The sequence below is a fragment of the Pseudomonas sp. TE6283 genome (assembly GCF_054060555.1).
Genome location: NZ_JBSSDH010000003.1, coordinates 141,613 through 167,528, shown reverse-complemented (window position 1 = coordinate 167,528; position 25,916 = coordinate 141,613). Strand labels below are relative to the sequence as shown.

21 protein-coding genes are annotated in these 25,916 nt (G+C 63.7%); 15 read left to right on the top strand and 6 right to left on the bottom strand.

Annotated features, from left to right (window positions below):
• Nucleotides 1-857: 857 nt before the first annotated feature.
• Both ACVWZ5_RS06235 and ACVWZ5_RS06230 read right to left on the bottom strand, forming a co-directional pair.
• Nucleotides 858-2,213 carry an amino acid permease gene (locus ACVWZ5_RS06235; RefSeq protein ID WP_084941943.1) on the bottom strand — a complete coding sequence of 452 codons (1,356 nt, stop codon included), beginning with the start codon at nt 2,211-2,213 and terminating at the stop codon, nt 858-860.
• Between the two features lie 48 nt (nt 2,214-2,261).
• Nucleotides 2,262-3,203: an AEC family transporter gene (locus ACVWZ5_RS06230; protein WP_084941944.1), complete on the bottom strand. Its 942-nt coding sequence runs from the start codon at nt 3,201-3,203 to the stop codon at nt 2,262-2,264.
• A gap of 190 nt (nt 3,204-3,393) precedes the next feature.
• Here ACVWZ5_RS06230 and ACVWZ5_RS06225 point away from each other — a divergent pair, with 190 nt between their 5' ends.
• On the top strand, nt 3,394-5,028 hold the full coding sequence (locus ACVWZ5_RS06225; protein WP_457340471.1) for a phospholipase: 1,635 nt from the start codon (nt 3,394-3,396) through the stop codon (nt 5,026-5,028).
• 14 nt (nt 5,029-5,042) lie between these two features.
• Nucleotides 5,043-5,234 (top strand): hypothetical protein, encoded by a 192-nt coding sequence (locus ACVWZ5_RS06220; RefSeq protein ID WP_096048646.1) that lies wholly within the window; start codon nt 5,043-5,045, stop codon nt 5,232-5,234.
• Between the two features lie 85 nt (nt 5,235-5,319).
• Here ACVWZ5_RS06220 and ACVWZ5_RS06215 read toward each other — a convergent pair whose 3' ends face one another.
• A complete protein-coding gene (locus ACVWZ5_RS06215) occupies nt 5,320-5,880 on the bottom strand; it encodes a response regulator transcription factor (protein ID WP_028689629.1) in 561 nt (186 codons plus the stop codon).
• Nucleotides 5,880-7,136 (bottom strand): ATP-binding protein, encoded by a 1,257-nt coding sequence (locus tag ACVWZ5_RS06210; protein ID WP_028689628.1) that lies wholly within the window; start codon nt 7,134-7,136, stop codon nt 5,880-5,882. Before ACVWZ5_RS06210 ends, ACVWZ5_RS06215 begins: the two co-directional genes overlap by 1 nt.
• A gap of 201 nt (nt 7,137-7,337) precedes the next feature.
• Here ACVWZ5_RS06210 and ACVWZ5_RS06205 point away from each other — a divergent pair, with 201 nt between their 5' ends.
• The 9 genes from ACVWZ5_RS06205 to ACVWZ5_RS06165 all read left to right on the top strand — a co-directional run bounded on the left by ACVWZ5_RS06205 (nt 7,338) and on the right by ACVWZ5_RS06165 (nt 18,978).
• The gene (locus ACVWZ5_RS06205) at nt 7,338-8,060 is read left to right on the top strand and encodes an SIMPL domain-containing protein (protein WP_062572891.1); all 723 of its coding nucleotides are present in this window, start codon (nt 7,338-7,340) and stop codon (nt 8,058-8,060) included.
• A gap of 311 nt (nt 8,061-8,371) precedes the next feature.
• The gene (locus tag ACVWZ5_RS06200; protein WP_062572890.1) at nt 8,372-9,997 is read left to right on the top strand and encodes an ABC transporter substrate-binding protein; all 1,626 of its coding nucleotides are present in this window, start codon (nt 8,372-8,374) and stop codon (nt 9,995-9,997) included.
• A gap of 213 nt (nt 9,998-10,210) precedes the next feature.
• Nucleotides 10,211-11,803: an ABC transporter substrate-binding protein gene (locus tag ACVWZ5_RS06195; RefSeq protein ID WP_084941947.1), complete on the top strand. Its 1,593-nt coding sequence runs from the start codon at nt 10,211-10,213 to the stop codon at nt 11,801-11,803.
• Nucleotides 11,804-11,959: 156 nt separating this feature from the next.
• Nucleotides 11,960-13,339 carry an OprD family porin gene (locus ACVWZ5_RS06190; RefSeq protein WP_062572889.1) on the top strand — a complete coding sequence of 460 codons (1,380 nt, stop codon included), beginning with the start codon at nt 11,960-11,962 and terminating at the stop codon, nt 13,337-13,339.
• 72 nt (nt 13,340-13,411) lie between these two features.
• Complete coding sequence (locus ACVWZ5_RS06185) at nt 13,412-15,007, top strand: ABC transporter substrate-binding protein (RefSeq protein WP_084941948.1); 1,596 nt, start codon at nt 13,412-13,414, stop codon at nt 15,005-15,007.
• A 76-nt stretch (nt 15,008-15,083) separates the two neighbouring features.
• Nucleotides 15,084-16,094, top strand: coding sequence for an ABC transporter permease subunit (locus tag ACVWZ5_RS06180; RefSeq protein ID WP_028689623.1), 1,011 nt, complete (start codon nt 15,084-15,086; stop codon nt 16,092-16,094).
• A gap of 10 nt (nt 16,095-16,104) precedes the next feature.
• The gene (locus ACVWZ5_RS06175) at nt 16,105-17,031 is read left to right on the top strand and encodes an ABC transporter permease subunit (protein WP_062572887.1); all 927 of its coding nucleotides are present in this window, start codon (nt 16,105-16,107) and stop codon (nt 17,029-17,031) included.
• A 10-nt stretch (nt 17,032-17,041) separates the two neighbouring features.
• Nucleotides 17,042-18,010: an ABC transporter ATP-binding protein gene (locus ACVWZ5_RS06170; RefSeq protein ID WP_062572886.1), complete on the top strand. Its 969-nt coding sequence runs from the start codon at nt 17,042-17,044 to the stop codon at nt 18,008-18,010.
• On the top strand, nt 18,010-18,978 hold the full coding sequence (locus ACVWZ5_RS06165) for a peptide ABC transporter ATP-binding protein (protein WP_062572885.1): 969 nt from the start codon (nt 18,010-18,012) through the stop codon (nt 18,976-18,978). Before ACVWZ5_RS06170 ends, ACVWZ5_RS06165 begins: the two co-directional genes overlap by 1 nt.
• 144 nt (nt 18,979-19,122) lie before the next feature.
• Here the strand turns inward: ACVWZ5_RS06165 and ACVWZ5_RS06160 are convergent, their stop codons facing one another.
• Nucleotides 19,123-20,034, bottom strand: coding sequence for a hypothetical protein (locus tag ACVWZ5_RS06160; protein ID WP_457340470.1), 912 nt, complete (start codon nt 20,032-20,034; stop codon nt 19,123-19,125).
• 227 nt (nt 20,035-20,261) lie between these two features.
• Here ACVWZ5_RS06160 and ACVWZ5_RS06155 point away from each other — a divergent pair, with 227 nt between their 5' ends.
• The 4 genes from ACVWZ5_RS06155 to ACVWZ5_RS06140 all read left to right on the top strand — a co-directional run bounded on the left by ACVWZ5_RS06155 (nt 20,262) and on the right by ACVWZ5_RS06140 (nt 24,050).
• A complete protein-coding gene (locus tag ACVWZ5_RS06155) occupies nt 20,262-21,071 on the top strand; it encodes a helix-turn-helix domain-containing protein (protein ID WP_457340469.1) in 810 nt (269 codons plus the stop codon).
• A 65-nt stretch (nt 21,072-21,136) separates the two neighbouring features.
• Nucleotides 21,137-22,543: an NAD(P)/FAD-dependent oxidoreductase gene (locus tag ACVWZ5_RS06150; RefSeq protein WP_084941950.1), complete on the top strand. Its 1,407-nt coding sequence runs from the start codon at nt 21,137-21,139 to the stop codon at nt 22,541-22,543.
• A 33-nt stretch (nt 22,544-22,576) separates the two neighbouring features.
• Entirely contained in the window at nt 22,577-22,918 is a 342-nt protein-coding gene (locus ACVWZ5_RS06145) for a cupin domain-containing protein (RefSeq protein WP_186599308.1), read from the top strand.
• A 52-nt stretch (nt 22,919-22,970) separates the two neighbouring features.
• The gene (locus tag ACVWZ5_RS06140) at nt 22,971-24,050 is read left to right on the top strand and encodes a polyamine ABC transporter substrate-binding protein (RefSeq protein ID WP_062572881.1); all 1,080 of its coding nucleotides are present in this window, start codon (nt 22,971-22,973) and stop codon (nt 24,048-24,050) included.
• A gap of 88 nt (nt 24,051-24,138) precedes the next feature.
• Here ACVWZ5_RS06140 and ACVWZ5_RS06135 read toward each other — a convergent pair whose 3' ends face one another.
• Complete coding sequence (locus ACVWZ5_RS06135) at nt 24,139-25,722, bottom strand: peptide chain release factor 3 (RefSeq protein WP_028689614.1); 1,584 nt, start codon at nt 25,720-25,722, stop codon at nt 24,139-24,141.
• Between the last annotated feature and the right edge of the window lie 194 nt (nt 25,723-25,916).

Genomic DNA, 25,916 nt, shown 5'->3' with positions numbered 1-25,916 from the left:
GGAGGTGACGGGCATGGATGCCCGTCAAGCGCTGCGCCCCAGGATGGGGCGTTCAGCGCGGTCCTCCCGGGAGCAAGGCCGGAGTGAGGAGACCCGGAGCGAAGCGGAGGGCCGGATGAATGGAGCGCAGCGTTTTTTGGTTACTTTTGTCCGGCCGGCGCTCCGGGCGTTTGACAAAAAGTGACTCGCCGGGGGGCGAAAGGGTGACTATGCGTCGACATCGTAAATGAATGCGCTTGCACCTGTAGAAACCCGCGCCGACCGATTTTGACTTTGACTTTGACTTTGACTTTGACTTTGACTTTGACTTTCAGAGCGTGTGTTTTGAAAGTTATATGCGCATTCATTTGCGATGGTGACGCAAAGTCACCTTTCCGCCCTTACGGCGGGTCCCTTTTTGAAGGATCAAAAAGGAACCAAAAAATCCTCGCTCCATTCATCCGGCCCCTACGCTTCGCTCCGGGGTTCCCTCGCTCCGTTCTTGCTCCCGGGAGGACCGCGCTGAACGCCCCATCCTGGGGCGCAGCGCTTGACGGGCATCCATGCCCGTCACCTCCCTCCGCAAGAACTCCGCTCGGCCTCCTGAAGTCGCAATTGGCGGCGCCTGAACTATCGCGCACTTAGAAGCAATAGCAAGATCAAGATCAAGATCAAGATCAAGATCAAGATCAAGATCAAGATCAAGATCAAGATCAAGATCAAGGGATGCGAAGTTGGGGGTTAGATAATTGGCAATGTGTTGACTGCCTGCGATGGCAACCGAGAGATTGAAAACAGACTTGAACGACAATAATACGCCATCCAAGCCTGCTCGGTTTCAGGACGCCATGAACATCCCGAAACCGAACTAGATAAAATCAGGCCTGCCGCGCCTTCTTGATCCGGAATGCCACCCACAACACAGCAATCCACGCCGGAATCAACATCACCGAAATACGAATCGGCGGCGTCAGGTACATCACCACCAGGATCAACACGATGAACGCCAGGCACAGGTAGTTGGTCAGCGGATGCCCCAGGCTACGGTAGAACGGCTGGATACCCGCCGCCAGCTTGGCCTTGCGGAACTTCAGGTGGGTAATGCTGATGCTCGCCCAGTTGATAACCAACGCCGACACCGCCAGGGCCATGAGCAGACCGAAGGCCTCGCCCGGCATCAGGTAGTTGATCACCACGCACAGGCCGGTGGCGAAGGCCGACACACCCAGCGCGGTGAGCGGCACGCCACGACGGCTGACCTTGAGCAGTTGGCGCGGCGCATCACCCTGCGTGGCCAGGCCGAACAACATGCGGCTGTTGGCGTACACGCAGCTGTTGTAGACCGACAGCGCGGCGGTCAGCACAACAACGTTGAGGATCGTCGCTACCAGGTCGCTGTCCAGCTCGTGGAAGATCATCACGAACGGACTGCCGCCCTGCACCACCTTCTGCCACGGATACAGCGACAGCAGCACGGCCAGCGCGCCGATGTAGAAGATCAGGATGCGATAGACCACCTGGTTGGTGGCCTTCGGAATGCTCTCACGCGGGTTGGCCGCCTCGGCGGCGGTGATACCCACCAGCTCCAGGCCACCGAACGAGAACATGATCACCGCCAGCGCCATGATCAGCCCGGTGACGCCATTGGGGAAGAAGCCACCGTACTGCCACAGGTTGGCGATGCTGGCATCCGGTCCGCCGTGGCCACTGGTCAGCAGCCAGGCGCCGAAGCCGATCATGCTGACGATCGCCACCACCTTGACCAGGGCAAACCAGAACTCCATTTCGCCGTACACCTTCACCTGGGTCAGGTTGATGGCGTTGATCACCACGAAGAAGATCGCCGCCGTGGCCCAGGTGGGGAAGTCCGGCCACCAGTACTGCACATAGATACCCACCGCGGTGAGCTCGGCCATGCCGACCAGCACGTAGACCACCCAGTAGTTCCAGCCCGAGACGAAACCGGCGAACTCGCTCCAGTACTGGTGGGCGAAGTGGCTGAAGCTGCCGGCGACCGGCTCCTCGACCACCATCTCGCCCAGCTGGCGCATGATCAGGAAGGCCATCAGGCCGGCGATGGCGTAGCCCAGCAACACCGACGGGCCGGCCAGCTGGATGGTCTGGGCGATGCCCAGGAACAGCCCGGTGCCGATGGCCCCGCCCAGCGCGATCAGCTGGATATGGCGATTCTTCAGCCCGCGCTGCAAGCGCTCGGGCGTGCTCTGGTCTTGCATGAAGTGTCCTTTAGGTGAGGCAGTGTTATTGGTTTTGCTTGCAATGGACTAGATCCATCCACCCCATTGCAAGAAGAAAATCCCGATGTTCGTGGTGACGGCGGCCATCAGCGTGGTGATCACGATGATCGACGCCGCCAGCTCATGGTTGCCGTTGGCTTCCCGCGCCATCACATAGCTGGCCGCCGCGGTGGGGCTGCCGATGTAGAGGAACAGGATGCCAAGCTCGGCACCGCGAAAACCGCACAACCAGGCGCCAAGCGTTCCCAGCACCGGCAGCCAGACCATCTTCACCAGGCTGACATCGATGGCCAACCGACCACTGTCGCGCAGCGCCGCCAGTGACAGGGTGCCGCCGATGCAGATCAACGCCAGCGGCAAGGTCATCTGTGCCAGGTAGTCCCCCGAGGTCAGCAGCCAGTTGGGCAGCGGCACCTGGCCATAGGCCATGGGCGTGGCCACCAGCACGCTGATGATCAACGGATTGCTGAGGATGTTCTTGCAGATGCTCCACGGGTCGGACTTCAGGTCCGGGCTGTACACCGCCAGGACCACCGCCGACAGCGAGTTGTACAGCAGGATCACCAGCCCGGCCAGCACCGCGCCGAGGGATATACCGTAGTCGCCATACAGGCTGGCCGCCAGTGCCAGGCCGATCACGCCGTTGTTGCCGCGAAACGCCCCCTGCGTGTAGACGCCCCGGTCCGCCCGCGGGCAGCGCCAGATCGCCAGGCCCCAGGCCAGGCCGAAACACGCCAATGTCGCGACCACGAAGTAGAGGATCACCCCGGGCTTCACCGCAGACGCCAGGTCGGCATGGTAGATGCCGAGGAACAGCAGCGCCGGCATGCACACGTTGAACACCAGCTTCGAGGCGACCCGGTTGAAGTTGTCGTCGATCAAGCGGATGCGCTTGAGCAGCACGCCCATGAACAGCATGGCGAACACAGGGGCCGTGATGTTCAGTGTCTGGATAAGAAGGGCAAGCATGCAACGTGTTCCCGGGAAATACCGTCAGGGGCGCAATCATACGTGAGTGCCGGGGGAGTTGCGCCCGCCACAGCAGCCAGATACCCGCACAAAGAGATCTTGACGTAGGAATTTTCCTGAATATAGTAAGAATTACTGTATATGCATACAGTATAAAAATGGATGATCCAGACATTGCAAGGAGCAAATCATGTCAGGAATGCACACTCTGCCTGTAGCCGCGAAGGCCCAGGCAACGCTGGTGGTCGCCGACCTCGAGCAGTTGTTCGAGGAACAGGGCGTCGCCCTGCCCGGCCCCGACAGCCATCTGATGCTGGTCATGCATGGCCACCACACTGTCAAGTATCACCGCCTTGCGCCGCCACCGGCGCGCGGCACATCCGCACGGCGCGGGCCGGAGCTGTTCTTCGAAGGCGGCGAACACACTGCCATCGGCGACAACACCCTGCTGCGCTTTGAAGCAGGTCAACCGGGTATCCCCGCCCATCAGTCGCCGCTGCCGTTGCCCAACGGCCTGAGCCTGACCTATGGCCAGGTGATTGCCCTGGGCGGCGACTTCTACGGTTTGCCCGAGCGCCCGATCGCCGATGGCGCCAACGACGCCGAACGGGTCGAGCGCTTCACCCAGGCCTTCGACTCCCTGGCGCGCCTGCCAGCGGCCAAGGCGGAAGCCGAACAGATCCTCGCGGTCATGCAGGAAGAAATCGGCGCCGCCAACCGGGCCATCAAGGACGGACGCCAGCCCCACGAGGCCTATGACGCGCTGGGTGACAGCCTGTCGGCGCGCTGGAACCGCATCACCGGGGGCGGCAGCTTCGCCTCCGACCTGTTCCCCCTGGGCCGTTACCTGAAACTGGCCGCCAGCAACTGGGATCACTTCGGCCCCTGGGCGCTGGCGGCCTACCAGGCCGGCCACGCCGCCGCCCTGCAGCAGGCGCTCAAAGCCCGCGCCAGCGGCGAGGAGCGCGACCTGCAACTGGCCTATGCGATGAACGCCTTCGCCGACCACTTCCTCACCGACCTGTTCTCCGCCGGCCACCTGCGGGTGCCGCGCAAGGCCCTGGCCGATACCGTCACGCCGAGTGACGTCGGCTCGCTGATCTCGCGCTTCATGCATGACGAGGACAGCAAGTACGGCCTGGCCGTGCGCAATGCCGAAGGCGAGCAATGGCGCGCCTACGGCGACAAGCGCTACTTCGACAGCATCGATGTGGCCAACCGTCGCCAGGTGGGCCGCGCCGTGCAACGGTCGGCCGACGAGGTGTTCCAGGCCTTCGCCGAAGGCCGCGCGCCGGCGGCGAAGGACTTCGCGGCGCTGCGCCTGGCGCCCGACCTGCGGGCCGCCGAGCAGGACCTGGTGCCCGGCAACTTCGCCCCACTGTACTTCCAGGACGGCAAGACCGTGCTGCGGCGCAAGGATGTCAACGACCTCAACGATCGCAACCGCATCGGCGACTGGTGGGGCTGGAGCACCTACCTGCTGCTCAAGGACTACAAGCCGAACAAGCCCACCGGCTTCATCGATGCCCCGGGCACCTCGCCGGCGATCACCGGCTGGGAGCGCCGCGAGCCCGATGGCCTGAACTGGCAGCGGGGCAATGCGGTGCGCTACGCCTTCAGCGTCACCGACCAGCTCAATGAGTCGTACATCGGCCCGTGGAGTGCCTATGTCGAGTTGACCGACCAGTTCCACCCAAGCGTGCAAGTGCCGGCGGACGGCAAGCAACGCGGGCGCAACCTGTTCCGCCAGTTCCGCGGCGGTTCACCGGAACTGATTGCCAGCCTGGACGGCAAGACCACGCTCTATATCGATCGCAACGCGTGACAAGGAGGTCACCGATGAATATCAAGGTCAAACTGGAACTGGCTTCGGGCCAGTCGATGGAAGGCATGCCGCTGGAGTTGCTGCGTGCCGGCAAGGTTATTGGCCGGGCGAAAGTGCCGGCAGGGGGACAGGTAGCGTTCGAGGCGCCATCGGGGGCTGGGCAGTTGGCGGTGCGGGTTGACCGCTCGGGGATGAAAGCTTCCTAAAGCCAATAGAATGCCATCGCGGCGCAAGCCCGCTCCCACAGCCTGTGTTCGGACTGTGGGAGCGGGCTTGCCCCGCGATGCTTGCTTAGCGCCGCACCGGGCGCTTCTGCAACTTGCGCTGCAGCGTGCGCCGGTGCATCCCCAGCGCCCGCGCCGTGGCGGAGATGTTGCCTTCGTGTTCGCTCAGCACCCGCTGGATATGCTCCCACTGCAGGCGATCCACCGACATCGGGTTTTCCGGCACCAGGGTGTCCAGGTCGGTGTGCTCCGAGAGCAGCGCCGCCAGTACATCGTCGGCGTCCGCCGGCTTGCACAGGTAGTTGCAGGCCCCGCGCTTGACCGCCTCGACCGCCGTGGCGATGCTCGAGTAGCCGGTCAGGATCACCACGCGCATCTCCGGGTCCAGCTCCAGCAGCTTGGGCAGCAGCACCAGGCCAGAGTCGCCTTCCATCTTCAGGTCCAGCGTGGCGTAGTCCGGCAGGTCCTGCTCAGCCAGCTTCAAGCCCTCTTCAGCAGAACCCGCGGTGCTCACGCGGAACCCGCGACGGGCCATGGCTCGCGCCATCACTCGGGTAAAGGTGGCGTCGTCGTCCACCAGCAGCAGGTGCGGCAGCTCTTCGCCTTCAACCTGGTTTTCTTCGCTCATCATGCATCTCCTCGCTTGCCATGGGGCAGGCGCAATTCGGTCAGGGTGCCACCCTGCTCATGACTATAGAGTTTCACCGAACCACCCGCACGCGTCACGCTGGCCTTGCTCAAGAACAGGCCCAGGCCGAAGCCTTTGCCCTTGGTGGTAATGAAGGGTTTGCCGATGGCTTCGGCGATGGCCGGCGGTACGCCCGGGCCATGGTCGCGGATGCTGATGACGATGTCCTGGGCGTTCCAGTCCAGGCGCACTTCCAGGTCATCCGGGCAGGCATCGGCGGCGTTGTTCAACAGGTTCAGCAGCGCCTGGGTCAGGTCCGGCGGCGGTGTCAGCCGCGGCACCACGCCATCGCGCAGGCGCTGGAAGCGGTAGCTGGCCTCCGGGCGCATCAGGTGCCAGCGGTTGAGTGCCTCGTCGAGCCAGGCGGTGACATCCTGCTCGATGATCGCCAGGCGCCGGTTGGCCTCGGCGGCGCGCACCAGTTGCTGCAGGGTCTCCTTGCACAGCTTGACCTGGTCCTGGAGGATCTGCAGGTCCTCCTGCAGCAGCGGATCGGCATGATCCTGGCGCATCTCGTTGAGCAGCACGCTCATGGTCGCCAGCGGCGTGCCCAGCTCATGGGCGGCGCCGGCGGCCTGGGTGGCCACGGCCAGCAGTTGCTCGTCGCGCAGGCTTTCTTCACGGCGTTCGGCGCGCAGGTTCTCCTGCCGACGCAGCTCCTCGGCCATGCGCGCGGCGAAGAAGGTGATCACCCCGGCGGCCAGGGCGATGCTCAGCCACATGCCATAGACCTGCATGGTGTCCCGGGCCAGCGGCAGCGTTTCCAGCGGGTAGTACTGCACCAGCAGCAGGCTGTAGGCCACCAGGGCGATGCCCGAAAGCACCAGCGAGTAGAGCCACGGCAGCGTGACCGCGGCGATCGCCAGCGGCACCAGATAATAGGAGACGAAGGGGTTGGTCGAACCGCCCGAGTAATAAAGCAGCGCACTGTGGATCAGCAGGTCGCAGGCCAGCTGCAGGGCGTATTCGAGCTCGGTGACCGGCAGCGAAAGGCGCAGGCGCAGGGCGGTGAACGCGCACAGCAGCGACGACAGGGCCAGCGTCACCGCCAGCGAGAACCACGGCAACGGCAGCAGCTCGGTCCAGTAGGCCACGCCCACGGAGCCGGCCTGGGCCGCCAGCACGAGAATGCGAATAAAGGTCAGGCGCCAGAGGTTCTGGCGTGTAGCGGACAACGGTTGTGCGACGGCGAGCATGAGCTCTCCCAATGAGTGCTCCAGGAAAATCGGCTGGAGTATACCGAAGCCGGGCGCCTCGCTGCAGCGATGCGGCAAAGCGCCACACTTTGTCACAGACTCATGATGGCATTTTTGAACCCACTACACTGTTGCCGGTCTGATCGGCCATGCGTGGAACGGATGTCCTCATCCACGCCTTACCTTGCCAAGGAGCTCCACATGCACATTTCCCGTTGCGGCGCCGCCGCTGTTGCCCTGTCCTGCGGCATGCTCGCCAGCCTGCCGGCCCTGGCGGCCGATGAGCCGCGCTACAACCAGGTGTCGCTGCGCGCCGAAGTCAGCAAGGAAGTGGCGCGCGACCTGATGGTCGTGACGCTGTACAGCGAAGCCCAGAACAGCGACCCGGGCAAGCTCGCCAAGGAGATCACCGAGACCATGAACAAGGCCGTGCAGCAGGCCCGCCAGGTCAAGGATGTGAAGATCAGCCAGGGCAGCCGCAACAGCTACCCGATCTACGACACCAAGGGCCAGAAGATCACCGGCTGGCGCGAGCGCGCCGAGCTGCGCCTGGAAGGCGCCGATTTCCCGGCCCTGTCCAAGCTCACCGGCGAGCTGCTGCAGGACCTGAAAATGGGCGGCATGGACTTCTCCATCGCCCCGGCCACGCGTAAGAGCAACGAGGACGAGCTGCTCAAGGATGCCGTCGCCGCCTTCAAGGCTCGCGCTCAGCTGGCCACCGAGGCCTTGGGCGGCAAAGGCTACAAGGTGGTCAGCCTGAACCTCAACAGCAGCGGCTACCCGCGTCCGTACCTGCGCAGCGCGCCGATGGCGATGATGGCCAAGGGCGCCGCCGACGAGGCGGCGCCGGCACCGGATATCGAAGCCGGCACCAGCGAAGTCAGCATGAGCGCCGATGGCCTGATCGAAGTGCAGGTCCCTTGACCCACCCAACCGGATGTCCGAGGCGTGCAGAACGTCTCGGACAACGGTTTCAGACCTTTCCTACGCACCAAACGGGTGCATCTGCTTGCCGCATAAAGTGCGAAACATCCTGAATTTTTCGCCTTTTTCACCCCCGCAAACGATCAACATTCGCCAAAGTTATATGGATGCGACATCCATGTACGTCCGTACCACAATTTTGGCGCCAACCATCCCGCTGAGTGTTGCATTGGGAACACCCCCTGCATAAGTATCCGCAGGTCGGCTCACGAGGCCGCCTCAATTCGAAAAATGACAACAATGAGGCCACCATGCTCAAACACGCAGTCATTCCGTTCCTGTTAGGCGCAGGCTTGCTAGCCGGCGCTCCTTCTGCCCTCGCCGCATCCAGCCTGGTGTTCTGCTCCGAAGGCAGCCCAGCCGGTTTCGACCCCGGGCAGTACACCACCGGAACTGACTTTGACGCCTCCGCCGAAACCATCTTCAACCGCCTGACTCAATTCGAGCGAGGCGGCACCGCGGTGATTCCGGGCCTGGCCACCAAGTGGGAGGTTTCCGACGATGGCAAGACCTACACCTTCCACCTGCGCGAAGGCGTGAAGTTCCATACCACCGAGTATTTCAAGCCCACCCGCGAATTCAACGCCGATGACGTGCTGTTCACCTTCGAACGCATGCTCGACAAGAATCACCCGTTCCGCAAGGCCTACCCCACCGAGTTCCCTTACTTCACCGACATGGGCATGGACAAGAACATTGCCAAGGTGGAGAAGATCGACGATCACACGGTGAAGTTCACCCTCGCCCAGGTCGACGCCGCGTTCATCCAGAACATGGCCATGCACTTCGCCTCGATTCAGTCAGCCGAGTATGCCGACCAGTTGCTCAAGCAGGGCAAGGCCGCCGACATCAACCAGAAGCCCATCGGCACCGGCCCGTTCGTGTTCAGCAAGTACCAGAAGGACGCGCAAATCCGCTTCAAGGGCAACAAGGACTACTGGAACCCCGATGAAGTGAAGATCGACAACCTGATCTTCGCCATCAGCACCGACGCCTCGGTGCGCATGCAAAAACTGAAGAAGAACGAGTGCCAGGTGACGCTGTTCCCCCGGCCGGCCGACATCGCCCCGCTGAAGGCGGACAAGAACCTGCAGATGCCCGACCAGGCTGGCTTCAACCTCGGCTACATCGCCTACAACGTGATGGACAAGCTCAAGGGCAGCAACGAACCCAACCCGCTCGCGCAGCTTAAAGTGCGCGAAGCGCTGGACATGGCGGTGAACAAGCAGGAGATCATCGACTCGGTGTACCAGGGCGCAGGCCAGCTGGCAGTCAACGCCATGCCGCCAACGCAGTGGTCCTATGACACCACCATCAAGGATGCCAAGTACGATCCCGAGAAGGCCAGGCAACTCCTCAAGGAAGCCGGCATCAAGGAAGGCACCGAGATCACCCTGTGGGCCATGCCGGTGCAACGCCCCTACAACCCCAACGCCAAGTTGATGGCCGAGATGCTCCAGAACGACTGGAAGAAGATCGGTATCAACGCCAAGATCGTCAGCTACGAGTGGGGCGAGTACATCAAGCGCTCCAAGGCTGGCGAGCAGGGCGCCATGCTGATCGGCTGGAGCGGCGACAATGGTGACCCGGACAACTGGCTGGGCACCCTGTTCGGCTGCGACGCCATGGACGGCAACAACTTCTCCAAATGGTGCTACAAGCCCTACGACGACCTGATCAAGCAAGCCAAGGCGACCTCCGACCAGGCCAAGCGCACCGAGCTGTACAAGCAGGCGCAACACATCCTCAAGGAGCAGGTGCCGATGACCCCCATCGCCCACTCCACCGTGTATCAGCCCATGAGCGCGAAAGTGAAGGACTTCAAGATCAGCCCCTTCGGCCTGAATTCCTTCTACGGGGTCAGCGTGGACAAGTAACGGCCGTGATCGTCCTGCCGGTTTTCCCGGCGGGACGATGACACGACCAGGCGATACGTAGGGCAATTCCCACACGCTCGCCGGAACGCTCCCACTCCCAAATCAGTAGCGAAGCCCTGGCTCCCACATTCTGGCGCACCTATCGTCAGGACCGGGATGTTGCAGCCGCGTTTTGCCTGTCGCGGCCCGAAAAAGACGGACAAAGGATCTGCCATGCGCCTGACCACACTGTGTTCCACCCTGCTTGCCCTCGGCCTGCTGAGCCAGGCCCCGCTGAGCTTCGCCAACAACCTGGTGTTCTGCTCCGAAGGCAGCCCGGCGGGCTTCGACACCGCCCAGTACACCGCGGCCACCGACAACGACGCCGCCGAACCGATCTACAACCGCCTGGTCGAGTTCGAGCGTGGCGGCACCGCCGTGCAGCCGGGCCTGGCCACCGACTGGCAAGTGTCCGACGACGGCCTGAAGTACACCTTTCACCTGCGCCCCGGGGTGAAGTTCCATGCCAACAAGGACTTCAAGCCCTCCCGCGACTTCAACGCCGACGACGTGCTGTTCACCTTCAACCGCATGCTCGACAAGAGCCACCCCTTCCGCCAGGCCTACCCCACCGAGTTCCCGTACTTCATCAGCATGGGCCTGGACAAGAACATCGCCAAGGTCGAGAAGACCGACCCGCTGACCGTGGTCTTCACCCTCAACACGGTCGATGCCGCCTTCCTGCAGAACATCGCCATGGCCTTCGCCTCGATCCTCTCCGCCGAGTACGCCGAGCACCTGCTGGCCGGCGGCAAGGCCAGCGACATCAACCAGAAGCCGATCGGCACCGGCCCGTTCGTGTTCCAGCGCTACCAGAAGGATTCGCAGATTCGCTTCAAGGGCAACAAGGACTACTGGGCGCCGGACCGGGTGAAGATCGACAACCTGGTGTTCTCGATCAACGTCGACCCTTCGGTGCGCATCCAGAAGCTGCGCCGCAACGAGTGCCAGATCACCCTGCACCCACGTCCGGCCGACCTGCCAGCGCTCAAGCAGGACGGCCAGTTGCAGGTGATGACCCAGCCCGGCTTCAACCTCGGCTACATCGCCTACAACACCCAGCACCCGCCGTTCGACCGGCTGGAGGTGCGCCAAGCCATGGACATGGCGGTGAACAAGAAAGCCATCATCGAGGCGGTCTACCAGGACGCCGGCCAGGCCGCGTCGAACGCCATGCCGCCGACCCAGTGGTCCTACGACAATTCGATCAAGGACGCGCCCTTCGATCCGGACAAAGCCAAGCAGTTGCTCAAGCAGGCCGGGGTCAAGGAAGGTACCGAGATCACCCTGTGGGCCATGCCGGTGCAGCGCCCCTACAACCCCAATGCCAAGCTGATGGCCGAAATGCTCCAGGCCGACTGGAGCAAGCTCGGCTTCAAGGTGCGCATCGTCAGCTACGAGTGGGGTGAATACCTCAAGCGCATGAAGAACGGCGAACACGACATCGCCCTGATCGGCTGGACCGGCGACAACGGCGACCCGGACAACTGGCTGGGCACGCTGTTCAGTTGCGACGCCATCGGCAGCAACAACTACTCGCTGTGGTGCGACACGCAGTACGACGCCCTGGTCAAGAAAGCCAAGCAGGTCACCGACCGCGACCAACGCACCAGCCTCTACGAACAAGCCCAGCAACGCCTCAAGCAACAAGTGCCGATCACTCCGGTCGCGCACTCCACGGTCAACCAGCCGCTGAGCATCAGCGTGAAAGACTTCAAGGTCAGCCCCTTCGGACGCAACGTTTTCTCCGGCGTCAGCATCGATTGACCCTGCACGCGGGCGTGGGAGTGCAACCCACTCCGACGCCCGCGTGCAGCCCGGATTTGCCTGGCAACCCCAAGGCAGACACTGCAGTACCGCGTCACCGTGACAAGCCCGGCTCACAAGGTCGGGTGATAACTAGAAAAATATCAGGGAGCTTTCATGTTGATTCGTACCACAACCACCGCACTGGCCTTGTCCGTCGGCGCCTTCTGCGCCCTCGCCCAGGCCGAACCCGTGAGCCAGGACTTCGTGCCGTTCGCGCTCAAGTCCAGCAGTGAGCAGGCCGAAGCCAAAGGCTTCATCGATGGCCAGAGCCTGTCCGGCAGCACCCGCAACTGGTATGCCCGCGAACGCGCCACCCGTGCGCCGCTGTGGAAGTACACCAAGGGTGACGGCACCCGCCACGACACCCACAGCCGTGACAACTGGGTGCAGGGCACCATCCTCAACTACAGCTCGGGCTTCACCGAAGGCACCGTGGGCTTCGCCGTCGAGGCCGCGGCCTACAACGCCATCGCCCTCGAGCAGGGCCGCGCCGCCGTGGCCGGCCCGAACAACCGTACGCTGACCCACAGCGACGGCGACCCGATCGGCCAGTGGAGCAAGATGGGCCTGGGCAACGTCAAGGCCCGCATCTCCAACACCACGCTGACCGTGGGCCGCCAGTCGGTGGACACGCCGATGATCGCCTATATCGGCAACCGCGCATTGCCGTCGAGCTTCCAGGGGGCGTTCCTGCATAGCGCCGAGTTCGAGAACCTGTCGTTCGACGTGGGTACCTTCGACCGCGTCTCGCCGCGTACCGAGCAGAGCCTGAGCAAGTTCCGCAGCGAATACGGCAACGGCAGGGAAACCGACCGCGCCAGCACCGTCGGCCTCAACTACCAGCCGCTCAAGAGCCTGACCACCAGCCTCTACGCCACCAAGGTCGAGGACTTCTGGAACCAGTACTACTTCGGCGCCAACCACGTGCTGGGCGACAGCGCGGTGCTGAGCCTGACCACCGGTCTGAACTACTACAAGACCGTGGACGAAGGCAGCAAGAAGATGGGCGAGATCGACAACGACACCTACAGCCTGTCGTTCGGCCTGACCCACCAGGCCCATACCCTCAGCGCCTCCTGGCAGCAGGTCAACGGCAACGAATACTTCGACTACCTGCACGAAACCAACGGCATCTACCTGGCCAACTCCCTGCTGTCGGACTTCAACGGCCCGAACGAAAAGTCCCTGCAGATCAGCTATGTGCTGAACATGGCGCCGTATGGCGTGCCAGGCCTGAAGTTCAACGTCTACAACGCCCGCGGCTGGGGTATCGACGGTACCCACTACAAGGGCACCGCCTATGACGTCCGTGGCCAGGACGGCGAAAACCACTACGAGTGGGGCATCGGCACCAGCTACGCGGTGCAAAGCGGCATGCTGAAGGACACCACCATCCGCGCCACCTACACCGCCCACCGTGCGAGCAAGGCCCAGGCCGACGGCAGCCTCGACGAGTTCCGCGTCGTGACCACCATTCCGTTCAACATCCTCTGACCGTTGGCGCCACGGCCCGACTCCCCACGGGCCGTGGCGGCTACGCTGGAACTAGCACTGCAGGGAGGTTCCATGAAAATGCTACCGCTACGTGCTGCCTTGGCAGCCGTCATCCTGGGCGCCGCATCGAATCTGGCGGCCAAGCCGCTGGTGGTGTGCACCGAAGCCAGCCCGGAAGGCTTCGACATCGTCCAGTACACCACCGCCGTCACAGCCGACGCCACGGCCGAGGCCATCTTCAACCGCCTGGTAGACTTCAAGCCCGGCACCACCGAGATCCAGCCGGCCCTGGCCACGAGCTGGGAGGTCAGCCCCGACGGGCTGGTCTACACCTTCCACCTGCGCGAAGGCGTCAAGTTCCACACCACCGACTACTTCACCCCCACCCGCGACTTCAACGCCGATGACGTGCTGTGGAGCCTGAACCGCCAGTTGAAGAAAGACCACCCATGGCATGACAAGACCAGCGTCGGCTACCCCTATTTCGAGAGCATGGCCTTCAAGGACCTGCTCAAGTCGGTCGAAAAGACCGACGACCACACCGTGGTGATTACCCTGACCCGCCCGGAAGCGCCCTTCCTGCGCGACCTGGCCATGGCCTTCACCTCGATCTACTCCGCCGAGTACGGCGACCAGTTGCTCAAGGCCGGCAAGACCGGCGATCTCAACAGCAAGCCGGTCGGCACCGGCCCGTTCGTGTTCCAGCGCTACAGCAAGGATGCCCAGGTTCGCTACAAGGCCAACCCGGACTACTTCCGCGGCAAGCCGCCAGCCGACGGGCTGATCTTCGCCATCGCCACCGACAGCAACGTGCGCCTGCAAAAGTTGCGTGCCAACGAATGCCAGATCGCCCTGTACCCCAAGCCTGACGACGTGCCGGGGATCAAGACCGATCCAAAACTCAAGGTTGCCGAGATCGAGGCGCTGGTCACCGGCTACATCTCGATGAACACCCAGCACAAGTACCTGAGCGACGTGCGCGTGCGCAAGGCGATCAACATGGCCTTCGACCGCCAGACCCACGTCGACCAGCTGTTCGGCAAGGGCAACGCGCTACCGGGGGTCAACCCGTACCCGCCGACCATGATCGGCTACAACACCGACAACAAGAACCCGCCCCACGACCTCGACAAGGCCCGTGCCCTGCTCAAGGAGGCTGGTGTGCCGGAAGGCACGGTGATCACCCTGTTCACCCGCAACGGCGGCGGCCCGACCAACCCCAACCCGCGCCTGTCGGCCGAAATGCTCCAGTCCGACCTGGCCAAGATCGGCATCAAGCTCGACATCCGCGTGATGGAATGGGCCGAAATGCTGCGTCGCGCCAAGAAGGGCGAGGCCGACCTGGTGTCGGCGGGCTGGGCCGGCGACAACGGCGACCCGGACAACTTCCTCACGCCGATGCTCAGCTGCGATGCGGCCAAGAGTGGCGAGAACTACGCGCGCTGGTGCAACCAGAAATTCCAGGACCTGATCACCCGCGCCCGCGAAGTGATCGACAACGACGAGCGCGCCAAGCTCTATAACGAGGCTTTGGCGGTGTACGATGAAGACCAGCCGTGGATCAGCATGGCCCACCCGAAAATGTTCACCGCCATGCGCGCGAACGTCGAAGGCTATGTGATCAACCCACTGACCAACAACAACTTCGCCACCACCCGGGTGAAGTAGAACAACAACAGCCGCCGGACCTTGTGCAAGAGGCCCCGGCGGCGCGCCGTTACCGGCTGATGAGGTACCCCTGACAATGTTGAGTTTTATTGCCCGACGCCTGGGTCTGCTGATCCCGACCTTCTTCGGTATCACCCTGCTGACCTTCGCGCTCATACGCCTGATCCCCGGCGACCCGGTCGAAGTGATGATGGGCGAACGCCGGGTCGACCCCGAAATGCACGCCCAGGCCATGGAGCGCCTGGGCCTGAACAAACCGCTGCCGGCACAGTACCTGGACTACGTCGGCAAGCTCGCCCAGGGCGACCTGGGCGAATCCCTGCGCACCCGTGAAAGCGTATGGAACGAGTTCCTCACCTTGTTCCCGGCCACCCTGGAGCTGGCCATGGCCGCCCTGCTGTTCGCCGGGGTCATCGGCCTGCTGGCCGGGGTGATCGCCGCGCTCAAGCGCGGCTCGCTGTTCGACCACGGGGTGATGGGTATCTCGCTGGCCGGCTATTCGATGCCGATCTTCTGGTGGGGCCTGATCCTGATCATGTTCTTCTCGGTGAGCCTGGGCTGGACGCCAGTCTCCGGGCGCATCGACCTGCTCTACGACATCGAGCCGAAAACCGGCTTCATGCTCATCGACACGCTGCTCAGCGACGAGGAAGGCGCGTTCAAGGATGCGGTGATGCACCTGATCCTGCCGGCCATCGTGCTGGGCACCATCCCGCTGGCGGTGATCGCCCGCATGACCCGTTCGTCGATGCTCGAGGTGCTGCGCGAGGACTACATCCGTACCGCCCGCGCCAAGGGCCTGTCGCCGTCGCGCGTGGTGTTCATCCACGGCCTGCGCAACGCGCTGATCCCGGTGCTGACCGTGTTCGGCCTGCAGGTCGGCACGCTGCTCGCGGGCGCCGTGCTCACCGAAACCATCTTCTCCTGGCCGGGCATCGGCAAATGGCTGATCGAGGCCATCGGTGCCCGTGACTACCCCGTGGTCCAGAACGGCATCCTGTTGATCGCCTGCCTGGTGATCCTGGTCAACTTCGTCGTGGACATCCTCTACGGCCTGGCCAACCCACGCATCCGTCATCAGCGCTGAGGACTCCGCCATGACCAGCCCGATTCCAAAATCCGTCACCCCGCCCAGCGCGGTTGACCAAAGCTTGCTCTACCCCTCGCCGTACAAAGAGTTCTGGCAGGCCTTCTCGCGCAACAAGGGCGCGGTGGCCGGCCTGGCCTTCATGTGCCTGGTGGTGTTCTGTGCCCTGTTCGCTCCCTGGGTCGCGCCGCACAACCCCAGCGAGCAGTACCGCGACTTCCTGCTCACCCCACCGGTGTGGCTCGAAGGCGGCACCTGGCAGTTCATCCTCGGCACCGACGAACTGGGCCGCGACCTGCTCTCGCGCCTGATCCAGGGCGCCCGCCTGTCGCTGCTGATCGGCCTGTCGTCGGTGGTGATGTCGTTGATCCCGGGTATCCTGCTGGGCCTGCTGGCCGGCTTCTTCCCGCAGATCCTCGGTCCCTCGATCATGCGCCTGATGGACGTGATGCTGGCCCTGCCGTCGCTGCTGCTGGCCGTGGCCATCGTCGCCATCCTCGGCCCTGGCCTGATCAACACCGTGATCGCCATCGCCATCGTCTCGCTGCCCTCCTACGTGCGCCTGACCCGCGCCGCGGTGATGGGCGAGCTGAACCGCGACTATGTCACCGCCGCGCGCCTGGCCGGCGCCGGCCTGCCACGCCTGATGTTCGTCACCGTGCTGCCCAACTGCATGGCGCCGCTGATCGTCCAGGCAACGCTGAGCTTCTCCTCGGCCATTCTGGATGCCGCCGCCCTGGGCTTCCTCGGCCTCGGCGTCCAGCCGCCGACCCCCGAGTGGGGCACCATGCTGGCCTCGGCCCGCGACTACATCGAGCGCGCCTGGTGGGTGGTGAGCCTGCCCGGCCTGACCATCCTGCTCAGTGTGCTGGCAATCAACCTGATGGGCGACGGCCTGCGCGATGCGCTGGACCCGAAACTCAAGAACGCCGCCTGAGGAGAACGTCATGTCACTGTTGCAGATCAACAACCTGAACGTGCGCTTCGGCGACGCCAATGCCGTGCCCGTGGTGGACGGCCTCGAACTGAGCGTGGACGCCGGCGAGATCCTCGCCATCGTCGGCGAGTCCGGCTCCGGCAAATCCGTCACCATGATGGCCCTGATGGGCCTGATCGACGCCCCCGGACGCATCACCGCCGACACCCTGACGTTCGACGGCATCGACATGCTCAAGCTCAGCGGCCGCCAGCGCCGCAAGGTGGTGGGCAAGGACATCGCCATGGTCTTCCAGGACCCGATGACCGCGCTCAACCCCAGCTACACCGTGGGCTACCAGATCGAGGAAGTGCTGCGCCAGCACCTCGGTCTGAAAGGCAAGGCCGCGCGCCAGCGTGCCCTGGAGTTGTTGAAGAAGGTCGAGATCCCGGCCGCCGAAAGCCGCCTGGACGCCTACCCGCACCAGCTGTCCGGCGGCATGAGCCAGCGCGTGGCCATCGCCATGGCCATTGCCGGTGAACCGAAGCTGCTGATCGCCGACGAACCGACCACGGCCCTGGACGTGACCATCCAGGCGCAGATCATGGAGCTGCTGGTCAACCTGCAGAAGGAGCGCAACATGGCGCTCATCCTCATCACCCACGACCTGGCCGTGGTCGCCGAGACCGCCAAGCGCGTATGCGTGATGTACGCGGGCCAGGCCGTCGAAGTCGGCCAGGTGCCGGAGCTGTTCGACATCCCCGCCCACCCGTACAGCGAAGCGCTGCTGGCGGCCATTCCCGAGCACAGCATCGGCGCCGAGCGCCTGGCCACCCTGCCCGGCATCGTCCCCGGCCGCTATGACCGGCCACAGGGCTGCCTGCTGTCGCCGCGCTGCCCTTACGTGCAGGAAAACTGCCGCCGGCAGCGCCCGGCCCTCGATCCCCAGGCCCATAGCCTGGTGCGTTGCTTCTATCCGCTGAACCAGGAGGTGGCGTGATGGCCGTCGTTCTTTCCGCTCGTGAGCTGACCCGCCACTACGAAGTCTCCCGCGGTCTGTTCAAGGGCCATGCGCTGGTGCGCGCGCTCAATGGCGTATCGTTCGAACTGGAAGCCGGCAAGACCCTGGCCGTGGTCGGTGAGTCCGGCTGTGGCAAGTCGACCCTGGCCCGGGCCCTGACCCTGATCGAGGAGCCCTCCTCCGGCTCGCTGCAGATCGCCGGCCACGAGGTCAAGGGCGCCAGCAAGGACCAGCGCAAGCAACTGCGTCGCGACGTGCAGATGGTGTTCCAGAGCCCCTACGCCTCGCTCAACCCACGGCAGAAGATCGGCGACCAGCTCGCCGAGCCACTGCTGATCAACACCTCGCTGAGCAAGACCGAGCGTCGCGAGAAAGTGCAGAAGATGATGGAGCAGGTGGGCCTGCGCCCCGAGCACTACCAGCGTTATCCGCACATGTTCTCCGGCGGACAGCGCCAGCGCATCGCCCTGGCCCGGGCGATGATGCTGCAGCCCAAGGTGCTGGTGGCCGACGAACCGACCTCGGCCCTCGACGTGTCGATCCAGGCCCAGGTGCTGAACCTGTTCATGGACCTGCAAAAGGAGTTCAACACCGCCTACGTGTTCATCTCCCACAACCTGGCGGTAGTGCGTCATGTGGCCGACCAGGTGCTGGTGATGTACCTCGGGCGGCCGGCGGAGATGGGGTCGAAGGAGGATATCTACGAGAAGCCGCTGCACCCGTACACGCAGGCGCTGCTGTCGGCGACCCCGGCGATCCACCCGGATCCGCTCAAGCCGAAGATCCGCATCGCCGGTGAACTGCCCAACCCGCTGAATCCGCCGGATGGTTGCGCGTTCCACAAGCGTTGCCCTTATGCCACCGACCGTTGCGCCAAGGAAGTACCGGCGTTGCGGCAGGTGAGTACACGGCAGGTGGCTTGCCATTATGCCGAGCAGTTCCTGTAGCGGAATGCCCCAATGAGAACGCCGCCCTTCGGGCGGCGTTTTCATTTTTCAGTGCATGAACAATGCAATCAGGATGATCACGGGAATAGGTACCCCGAGCATCCACAACAATAATGAGCGCATGACAGATCTCCTTGTTCAAAGTTATCGGATCGGTGCAGCGGTGTGGCGCACGTTGTAGTCGGCCGGACTGCCTTCCAGCCACTGCACCCGGTCACGCTGCCGGCCGCCGAACAATGCCGCCAGGCTGGCGAAGAAGGCGCCGCAAAGCAGGGCGACGAAGGTCCACAACGCCGTCCAGGCCGCGGCCTTGGTCGCAACGTCCGCAGCTTGTTTGGCCTCGAGCTTGGCTTGCTGCAGCTGCGCATAGACCTGATCGACCCGGGCTTCAGCCTCGGGTTGTGTCAGGCGTGTGCGCTGGGCGACAACCTGGGCCAGGTAGGTCCGGTCCTCCGGCGAAAGTGCACCACCCTGGACTAGCGAGCGTGTCAGAATGCGGGCGGCCACACCATTTGCCGCGTCGTCACTGACCGCCACCGGGCCTTGGCCGCGAAACAGGCCATCGACGAAGTAGCCCATCGAGTCCCCGCCTTGACGATCGCTGCCAGCCACGCCAGCAGCCGCAGAGGCGCCAGCCACCCCGGACGCTGCAGTAACACCGGCTCCCAGCAGGTTGCCCGCAGTACCCAGCACCAACAGGGCGGCCACGAGCGTGGCAACCGCCCAGGCCAGGAAGCCATGGGCAGTGTCGCGGAAATACACTTCGTCGCCGTGCAGGTTGGCCCATTTCACCCGGAGACGTCCGGCGATGTAACCACCTAGACCCGAGGCCAGTATCTGGGTGATCAATAGCCAGATGATGGTTGAAATGCCAAGGACCTCGGCGCTGGCGCCTTCGTCGGCCCAAGGCGAGGTGGCGGCCAGCCCCAACCCTGATCCCAATATCACCAGGATCAGGGACAATGCGGCCGCTGCTGCTGCGCCAGCGAAGATCGCGGCCCAGGAAACACCGGAGCGATTGGGGTCGTTGGTGGGGTAATCGGCAGGTGTGATCATGATTTCGACGCCTTATCTGAGGGGAGGTCCGTTCTCGGGTAAGGCGGTGCAGGTGCTGTGCCACTTGTGTCAAAACATGACTTCTTTATAAATCAGGTAGTTGGCTTGTAGGAAATCGCTGAACATCATGCAAAATGCCAGATCGTGCCGAAAAGGACAGGGCCTTCTGCAATCCTGAACGCAAGCGTTCTTGTCAGACCGGGACATGACGAGGCACCATCAGCGGCATGTCTATCACCACCGTCCCCGACGGCCCTGGGCAGACCCCGCTCACCGCCGACACCGTCATGCGCTACCACCTGTGCTGGAAGCATCGCGACCTGGACGGGGTGATGGCGCTGTACCACCCAGACATCCAGTACCACGACTTCTTCCAGAACCGCGTGCTCGGCTTCGACGAACTGCGCGACTACGTGCGCGCCTGCCTGCCCCATGAAGCCGGCGAGGACATCGTCCACAGCGACCGCATCCGCGTCGACGGCTGCACAGCGTTCATCCAGTACCAGGTCACGGTCCAGGGTGGCCAGGGATTGGTGGCGTTCCAGTCCAGCGAAGCGATCACGGTCCGGGACGGGCTGATCTGGCGGGTCAACGAATACGCCACCCTGGTGCGCCAGGGCGGCAATGCCAGCCTGCCGCACGGCCCGCGCCCGGCGACCAGCCGCCTGGGCCTGTCACCACGCCAGCTGTCGACCATGGCCCAGGACCTGGAGCATTACTTCCAGGCCCAACGTCCTTACCTCGACCCGGAGCTCGACCTGCAGCAGGTTGCCGACGAAAGCGGCTACAGCCGCAACCAGATCTCCTACCTGCTCAACCAGGTGCTCGGTCAGAGCTTCTACCGCTACGTCAACCAGGCGCGCCTGCAATACCTGATAGCCAGCCTCGATGCTGGCAGCGCGCGTACAGCTATCGACGAACTGGCGTTCAATGCCGGCTTCAACTCGCTGTCAGCCTTCTACAAGTGCTTTCGCGAGCACACGGGACTGTCGCCCAAAGCCTACCTCAAGCAAATTTCCCTGCGTGCACGCACGTAAGACAGCCCGCCTTGCGCTTCACTAGGATCGCCCACAGACCTCGACCGGATGTGGAGCCCGACCCGATGCAACCCCTGCGCACGATCAGCCTGTGGATGGACCAGCTCGACGAGCCCCTGTGCGCGCGCCCGGCCCTGCGCCAGGACCTCGATGTCGATGTGTGCATCATCGGCGCCGGTTACACCGGCCTGTGGACCGCTTACTACCTCAAGCGCCAGGCGCCGCAGCTGAACATCGCCGTGATCGAGGCCAATATCGCCGGCTTCGGCGCCTCCGGGCGCAACGGCGGCTGGCTGATGGGCAACCTGCTGGGCGAGGATCGCCTGCTGGCCACGCTCTCGCCGCAGCAGCGGCGTGAAAGCATCGACCTGCTGCACGGCATTCCCGACGAAGTCCACGACGTGCTGCTGCGCGAAGGCATCGCCTGCGACTACCGCAAAGGCGGGGTGCTGTACTGCGCCGCCCGTTACCCGGAGCAGGAGCGCAGCCTGCGCGCCTGGCTCGATGACCTCTACCGCCAGGGCATGAACGAGGACGACTACCGCTGGCTGCGCCCCGAACAGCTGGATGCCCAGTTGAAGGTGAGCAACCCCTACGGCGCCCTCTACAGCCCGCATGTGGCCACGATCCAACCGGCCAGATTGGTGCGCGGCCTGGCACGGACGGTCGAGGCCATGGGCGTGCCGATCTACGAAAACACCCCGGCCATCGACTGGCAGACCGGCGAAGTGCGCACCCCACTGGCACGCATCCGCAGCCATTGGATGGTGCCGGCCGTCGAAGGCTACGCCGCCAGCTTGCCCCCGCTCGGGCGGCACCAGTTGCCGGTGCAGAGCCTGCTGGTGGCCACCGAGCCGTTGCCCGAGTCGACCTGGGAACAGATCGGCCTGAGCCAGGGCCAGGCCTTCAGCGAAAACAGCCGCCAGGTCACCTACGGCCAGCGCAGCGCCGACAACCGCCTGGTGTTCGGTGCCCGCGGCGGCTACCGCTTCGGCGGTCGCCTGCGCGAGAACTTCACCCTCACCGACAACGAGATCGAGCTACGCCGCTACCTGTTCGGCGAACTGTTCCCGCAGCTCAAGCATGTGCGCATCACCCATTCCTGGGGCGGCAACCTGGGCATGGCCCGGCGCTTCCGCCCGCACATGCTGTGCGATCGCCAGCGCGGCATCGCCCTGTCCGGCGGCTACGGCGGCGAAGGCGTCGGCGCCACCAACCTGGGCGGACGCACCCTGGCGGCCCTGATCCTCGGCCAGCACAACGCGCTCACCGCCCAGCCCTGGGTGCATGACAACCGCCCGCTGTCGAGCCTGGCCAGCTGGCCGCCTGAGCCCTGCCGCTGGCTGGGCTACAACGCGATCATCCAGAGTTTCGTCCACGAGGACCGGACCCTCGCCAACCCGGCCAGTGCCCCCTGGCGGCGGCGCCTGGCCAGCGGGTTGGCCGACTTCATGGAAGGTTTCATGCACTGACTTCCCTTCATCACCACACAGGATCCACCGGTCATGAGCATCACCCAGTTCAAGCACACCGACAGCGTTATCCTGGACAGCTCCACCCCGGTCGCCGTGCCCCTAGGCGAGCCGGTTGCGGTCACCTCGGTCACCTGCATCGAACGCAATGACGGCGTCGAGACCGGGATATGGGAGTGCACCCCGGGGCGCTGGCGGCGGCAGATCGTGCAACAGGAGTTCTGCCACTTCATCAAGGGCCGCTGCACCTTCACCCCAGATGGCGGCGAGCCGCTAGTCATAGAAGCCGGAGATGCCCTGATGCTACCGGCCAACAGCGTCGGCACCTGGGATATCCAGGAGACCGTGCGCAAGACCTACGTACTGATTTTCTGATCCGCTGATCGCCTGCCTTCGATAACAACAGACAAAGCAAGGTAACCCCGACATGCGCACGCTCCTTATCGCTCCCCTGATGCTGGCCGCAAGCGTTGCCGGCGCCGCCGACTCGGTGAAGATCTACAACTGGTCGAGCTACATCGCCCCGGACACCCTGAAGAGCTTTCAGAAAACCACCGGCATCGTGCCCACCTACGATGTGTTCGACAGCAACGAGACCCTCGACGGCAAGCTGATGACCGGCAACTCCGGCTACGACGTGGTGTTCCCCTCCAACCACTTCATGGCCCGGCAGATCCAGGGCAAGGCCCTGAAAAAACTGGACAAGTCGCAGCTGCCGAACTGGAAGAACCTCAATCCGGTGCTGCTCAAGGCGCTGGAGGTGAACGACCCGGGCAACCAGTACGGCTTCCCCTACCTGTGGGGCAGCACAGGGATCGGCTACAACATCGACAAGGTCAAGGCGGTGCTCGGCGACCACGCGCCCATCGACTCGTGGGACCTGTTCTTCAAGCCCGAGTACCTCTCCAAGCTCAAGAGCTGCGGTGTGGCGGTGCTGGACAACGGCCCCGAGCTGCTGCCGATCGCCCTGCACTACCTGGGCCTGCCGCACCACAGCCAGAACCCGGCAGACTACGACAAGGCCAAGGCGTTGCTGATGACAGTGCGCCCGTACATCAGCTACTTCCACTCCTCGAAGTACACCGGCGACCTGGCCAATGGCGACGTGTGCCTGGTGGTGGGCTTCTCGGGTGACGTGCTGCAGGCAAAGAACCGCGCCGAGGAGGCGAAGAACGGGGTGAAGGTGGGCTACTCGATTCCGAAGGAAGGCGCGCCGATGTGGTTCGACATGGTCGCCATGCCGGCCGATGCGCCCAATGAGAAAGCCGGGTACGCCTACATGAACTACCTGTTGCAGCCGGAAGTGATGGCGAACATCAGCAACTTCGTGCAATACGCCAATGGCAACCAGCAGGCCGACGCGCTGGTGGACCCGGCGATGAAAGGCAACACGATGATCTACCCGAGCGCGGATGTGATGGGCAAGCTGTATGCGCTGGAGGCGATGCCGGCGAAGATCGATCGCATCAGGACGCGGATCTGGACCAGTATAAAAGCGGGGAATTGATTGCGGGTATTACGCAGCCCCTGCAGGAGCAGCCTTGCCGAGGCGTCGGCAAGGCTGCTCCTGCAGGATCAGATGAAGGCCTGTACGATCAGTGATGCTCGCGAGTAGCGCGGAACTTGATGTCCGGCCAGCGCTCTTCCATCAGCGACAGGTTGACCCGGGTCGGGGCCAGGTAGGTCAGGTGACCGCCGCCGTCGATGGCCAGGTTCTCCATGGCCTTGTTCTGGAATTCCTCGAGCTTCTTCTTGTCGTCGCAGCTGATCCAGCGCGCCGACCAGACGGTGATCGGCTCGTAGGCGCACTCGACCTTGTACTCTTCCTTCAGACGGCTGGCGACCACGTCGAACTGCAGCACACCGACCGCGCCGAGGATGATGTCGTTGCTGCGTTCAGGGAAGAACACCTGCGTGGCGCCCTCTTCGGCCAGCTGCTGCAGGCCCTGGCGCAGCTGCTTGGATTTCAGCGGGTCCTTCAGGCGCACGCGGCGGAACAGCTCCGGGGCGAAGTGCGGGATACCGGTGAAGCCCAGGGCCTCGCCTTCGGTGAAGGTGTCGCCGATCTGGATGGTGCCGTGATTGTGCAGGCCGATGATGTCGCCGGCATAGGCCTCTTCCAGCTGCTCACGCTCTGAGGAGAAGAAGGTCAGCGCATCGCCGATGCGCAGGTCCTTGTTGATCCGCACATGGCGCATCTTCATGCCCTTCTCGTACTTGCCCGAGCAGATACGCATGAACGCGATGCGGTCGCGGTGTTTCGGGTCCATGTTCGCCTGGATCTTGAACACGAAACCGGTGAACTTCTCTTCCACGGGCTCCACGGTACGCTCGTGGGCCACCCGGCCCAGCGGGCGTGGCGCCCAGTCGACGACCGCGTCGAGCACATGGTCGACACCGAAGTTGCCCAGGGCGGTACCGAAGAACACCGGGGTCAGCTGGCCGTTGATGAACTCGTCCTGGTTGAACTCGTGGCAGGCACCCTGCACCAGTTCCAGTTGCTCGACGAACGAATCGTACTGGTCACCGAGGTGCGCGCGGGCTTCGTCGGAGTCCAGGTTCTGGATGATCTTGGCTTCGGTGCGCTCGTGGCCGTGGCCCGGGGTGTAGACGACGATGTAGTCGCCGGTGAGGTGGTACACGCCCTTGAAGTCGCGGTAGCAACCGATCGGCCAGGTAATTGGCGCGGCCTTGATCTTCAGGACTGCCTCGATCTCGTCGAGCAGTTCGATCGGGTCGCGGATGTCACGGTCGAGTTTGTTGATGAAGCTGACGATCGGCGTGTCGCGCAGGCGGCAGACGTCCATCAGGGCGATGGTACGCGGCTCTACACCCTTACCACCGTCGAGCACCATGAGCGCCGAGTCCACCGCGGTCAGGGTGCGGTAGGTATCTTCCGAGAAGTCCTCGTGGCCGGGGGTGTCGAGCAGGTTGATCATGTGCTCGCGGTAAGGGAACTGCATCACCGAGGTGGTGATGGAGATGCCGCGCTGCTTCTCCATTTCCATCCAGTCGGAGGTGGCGTGGCGGTCGGACTTGCGCGACTTCACGGTACCCGCGACGGAGATCGCCTTGCCCATCAGCAGGAGCTTCTCGGTGATGGTGGTCTTACCGGCGTCGGGGTGGGAAATGATTGCGAAAGTGCGGCGCTTCGCGACTTCGGCGGCCTGGTTGGTCATGGGAAATCGCCTGACTGGGGATTCAAAAAGGGGCGATATCATACCTGAAGTCGGGGCGCGGGCCAAAACCGAAGATACGAAAGGCGCCCCCCGAACGGGCACTCGTGGGACCGGGCTTGCCCGCGAGAGGACCGGAACAAGCACAACCCATCTACCGGACAATCGCTTTATCACGACAAATGGCCACAGGACAG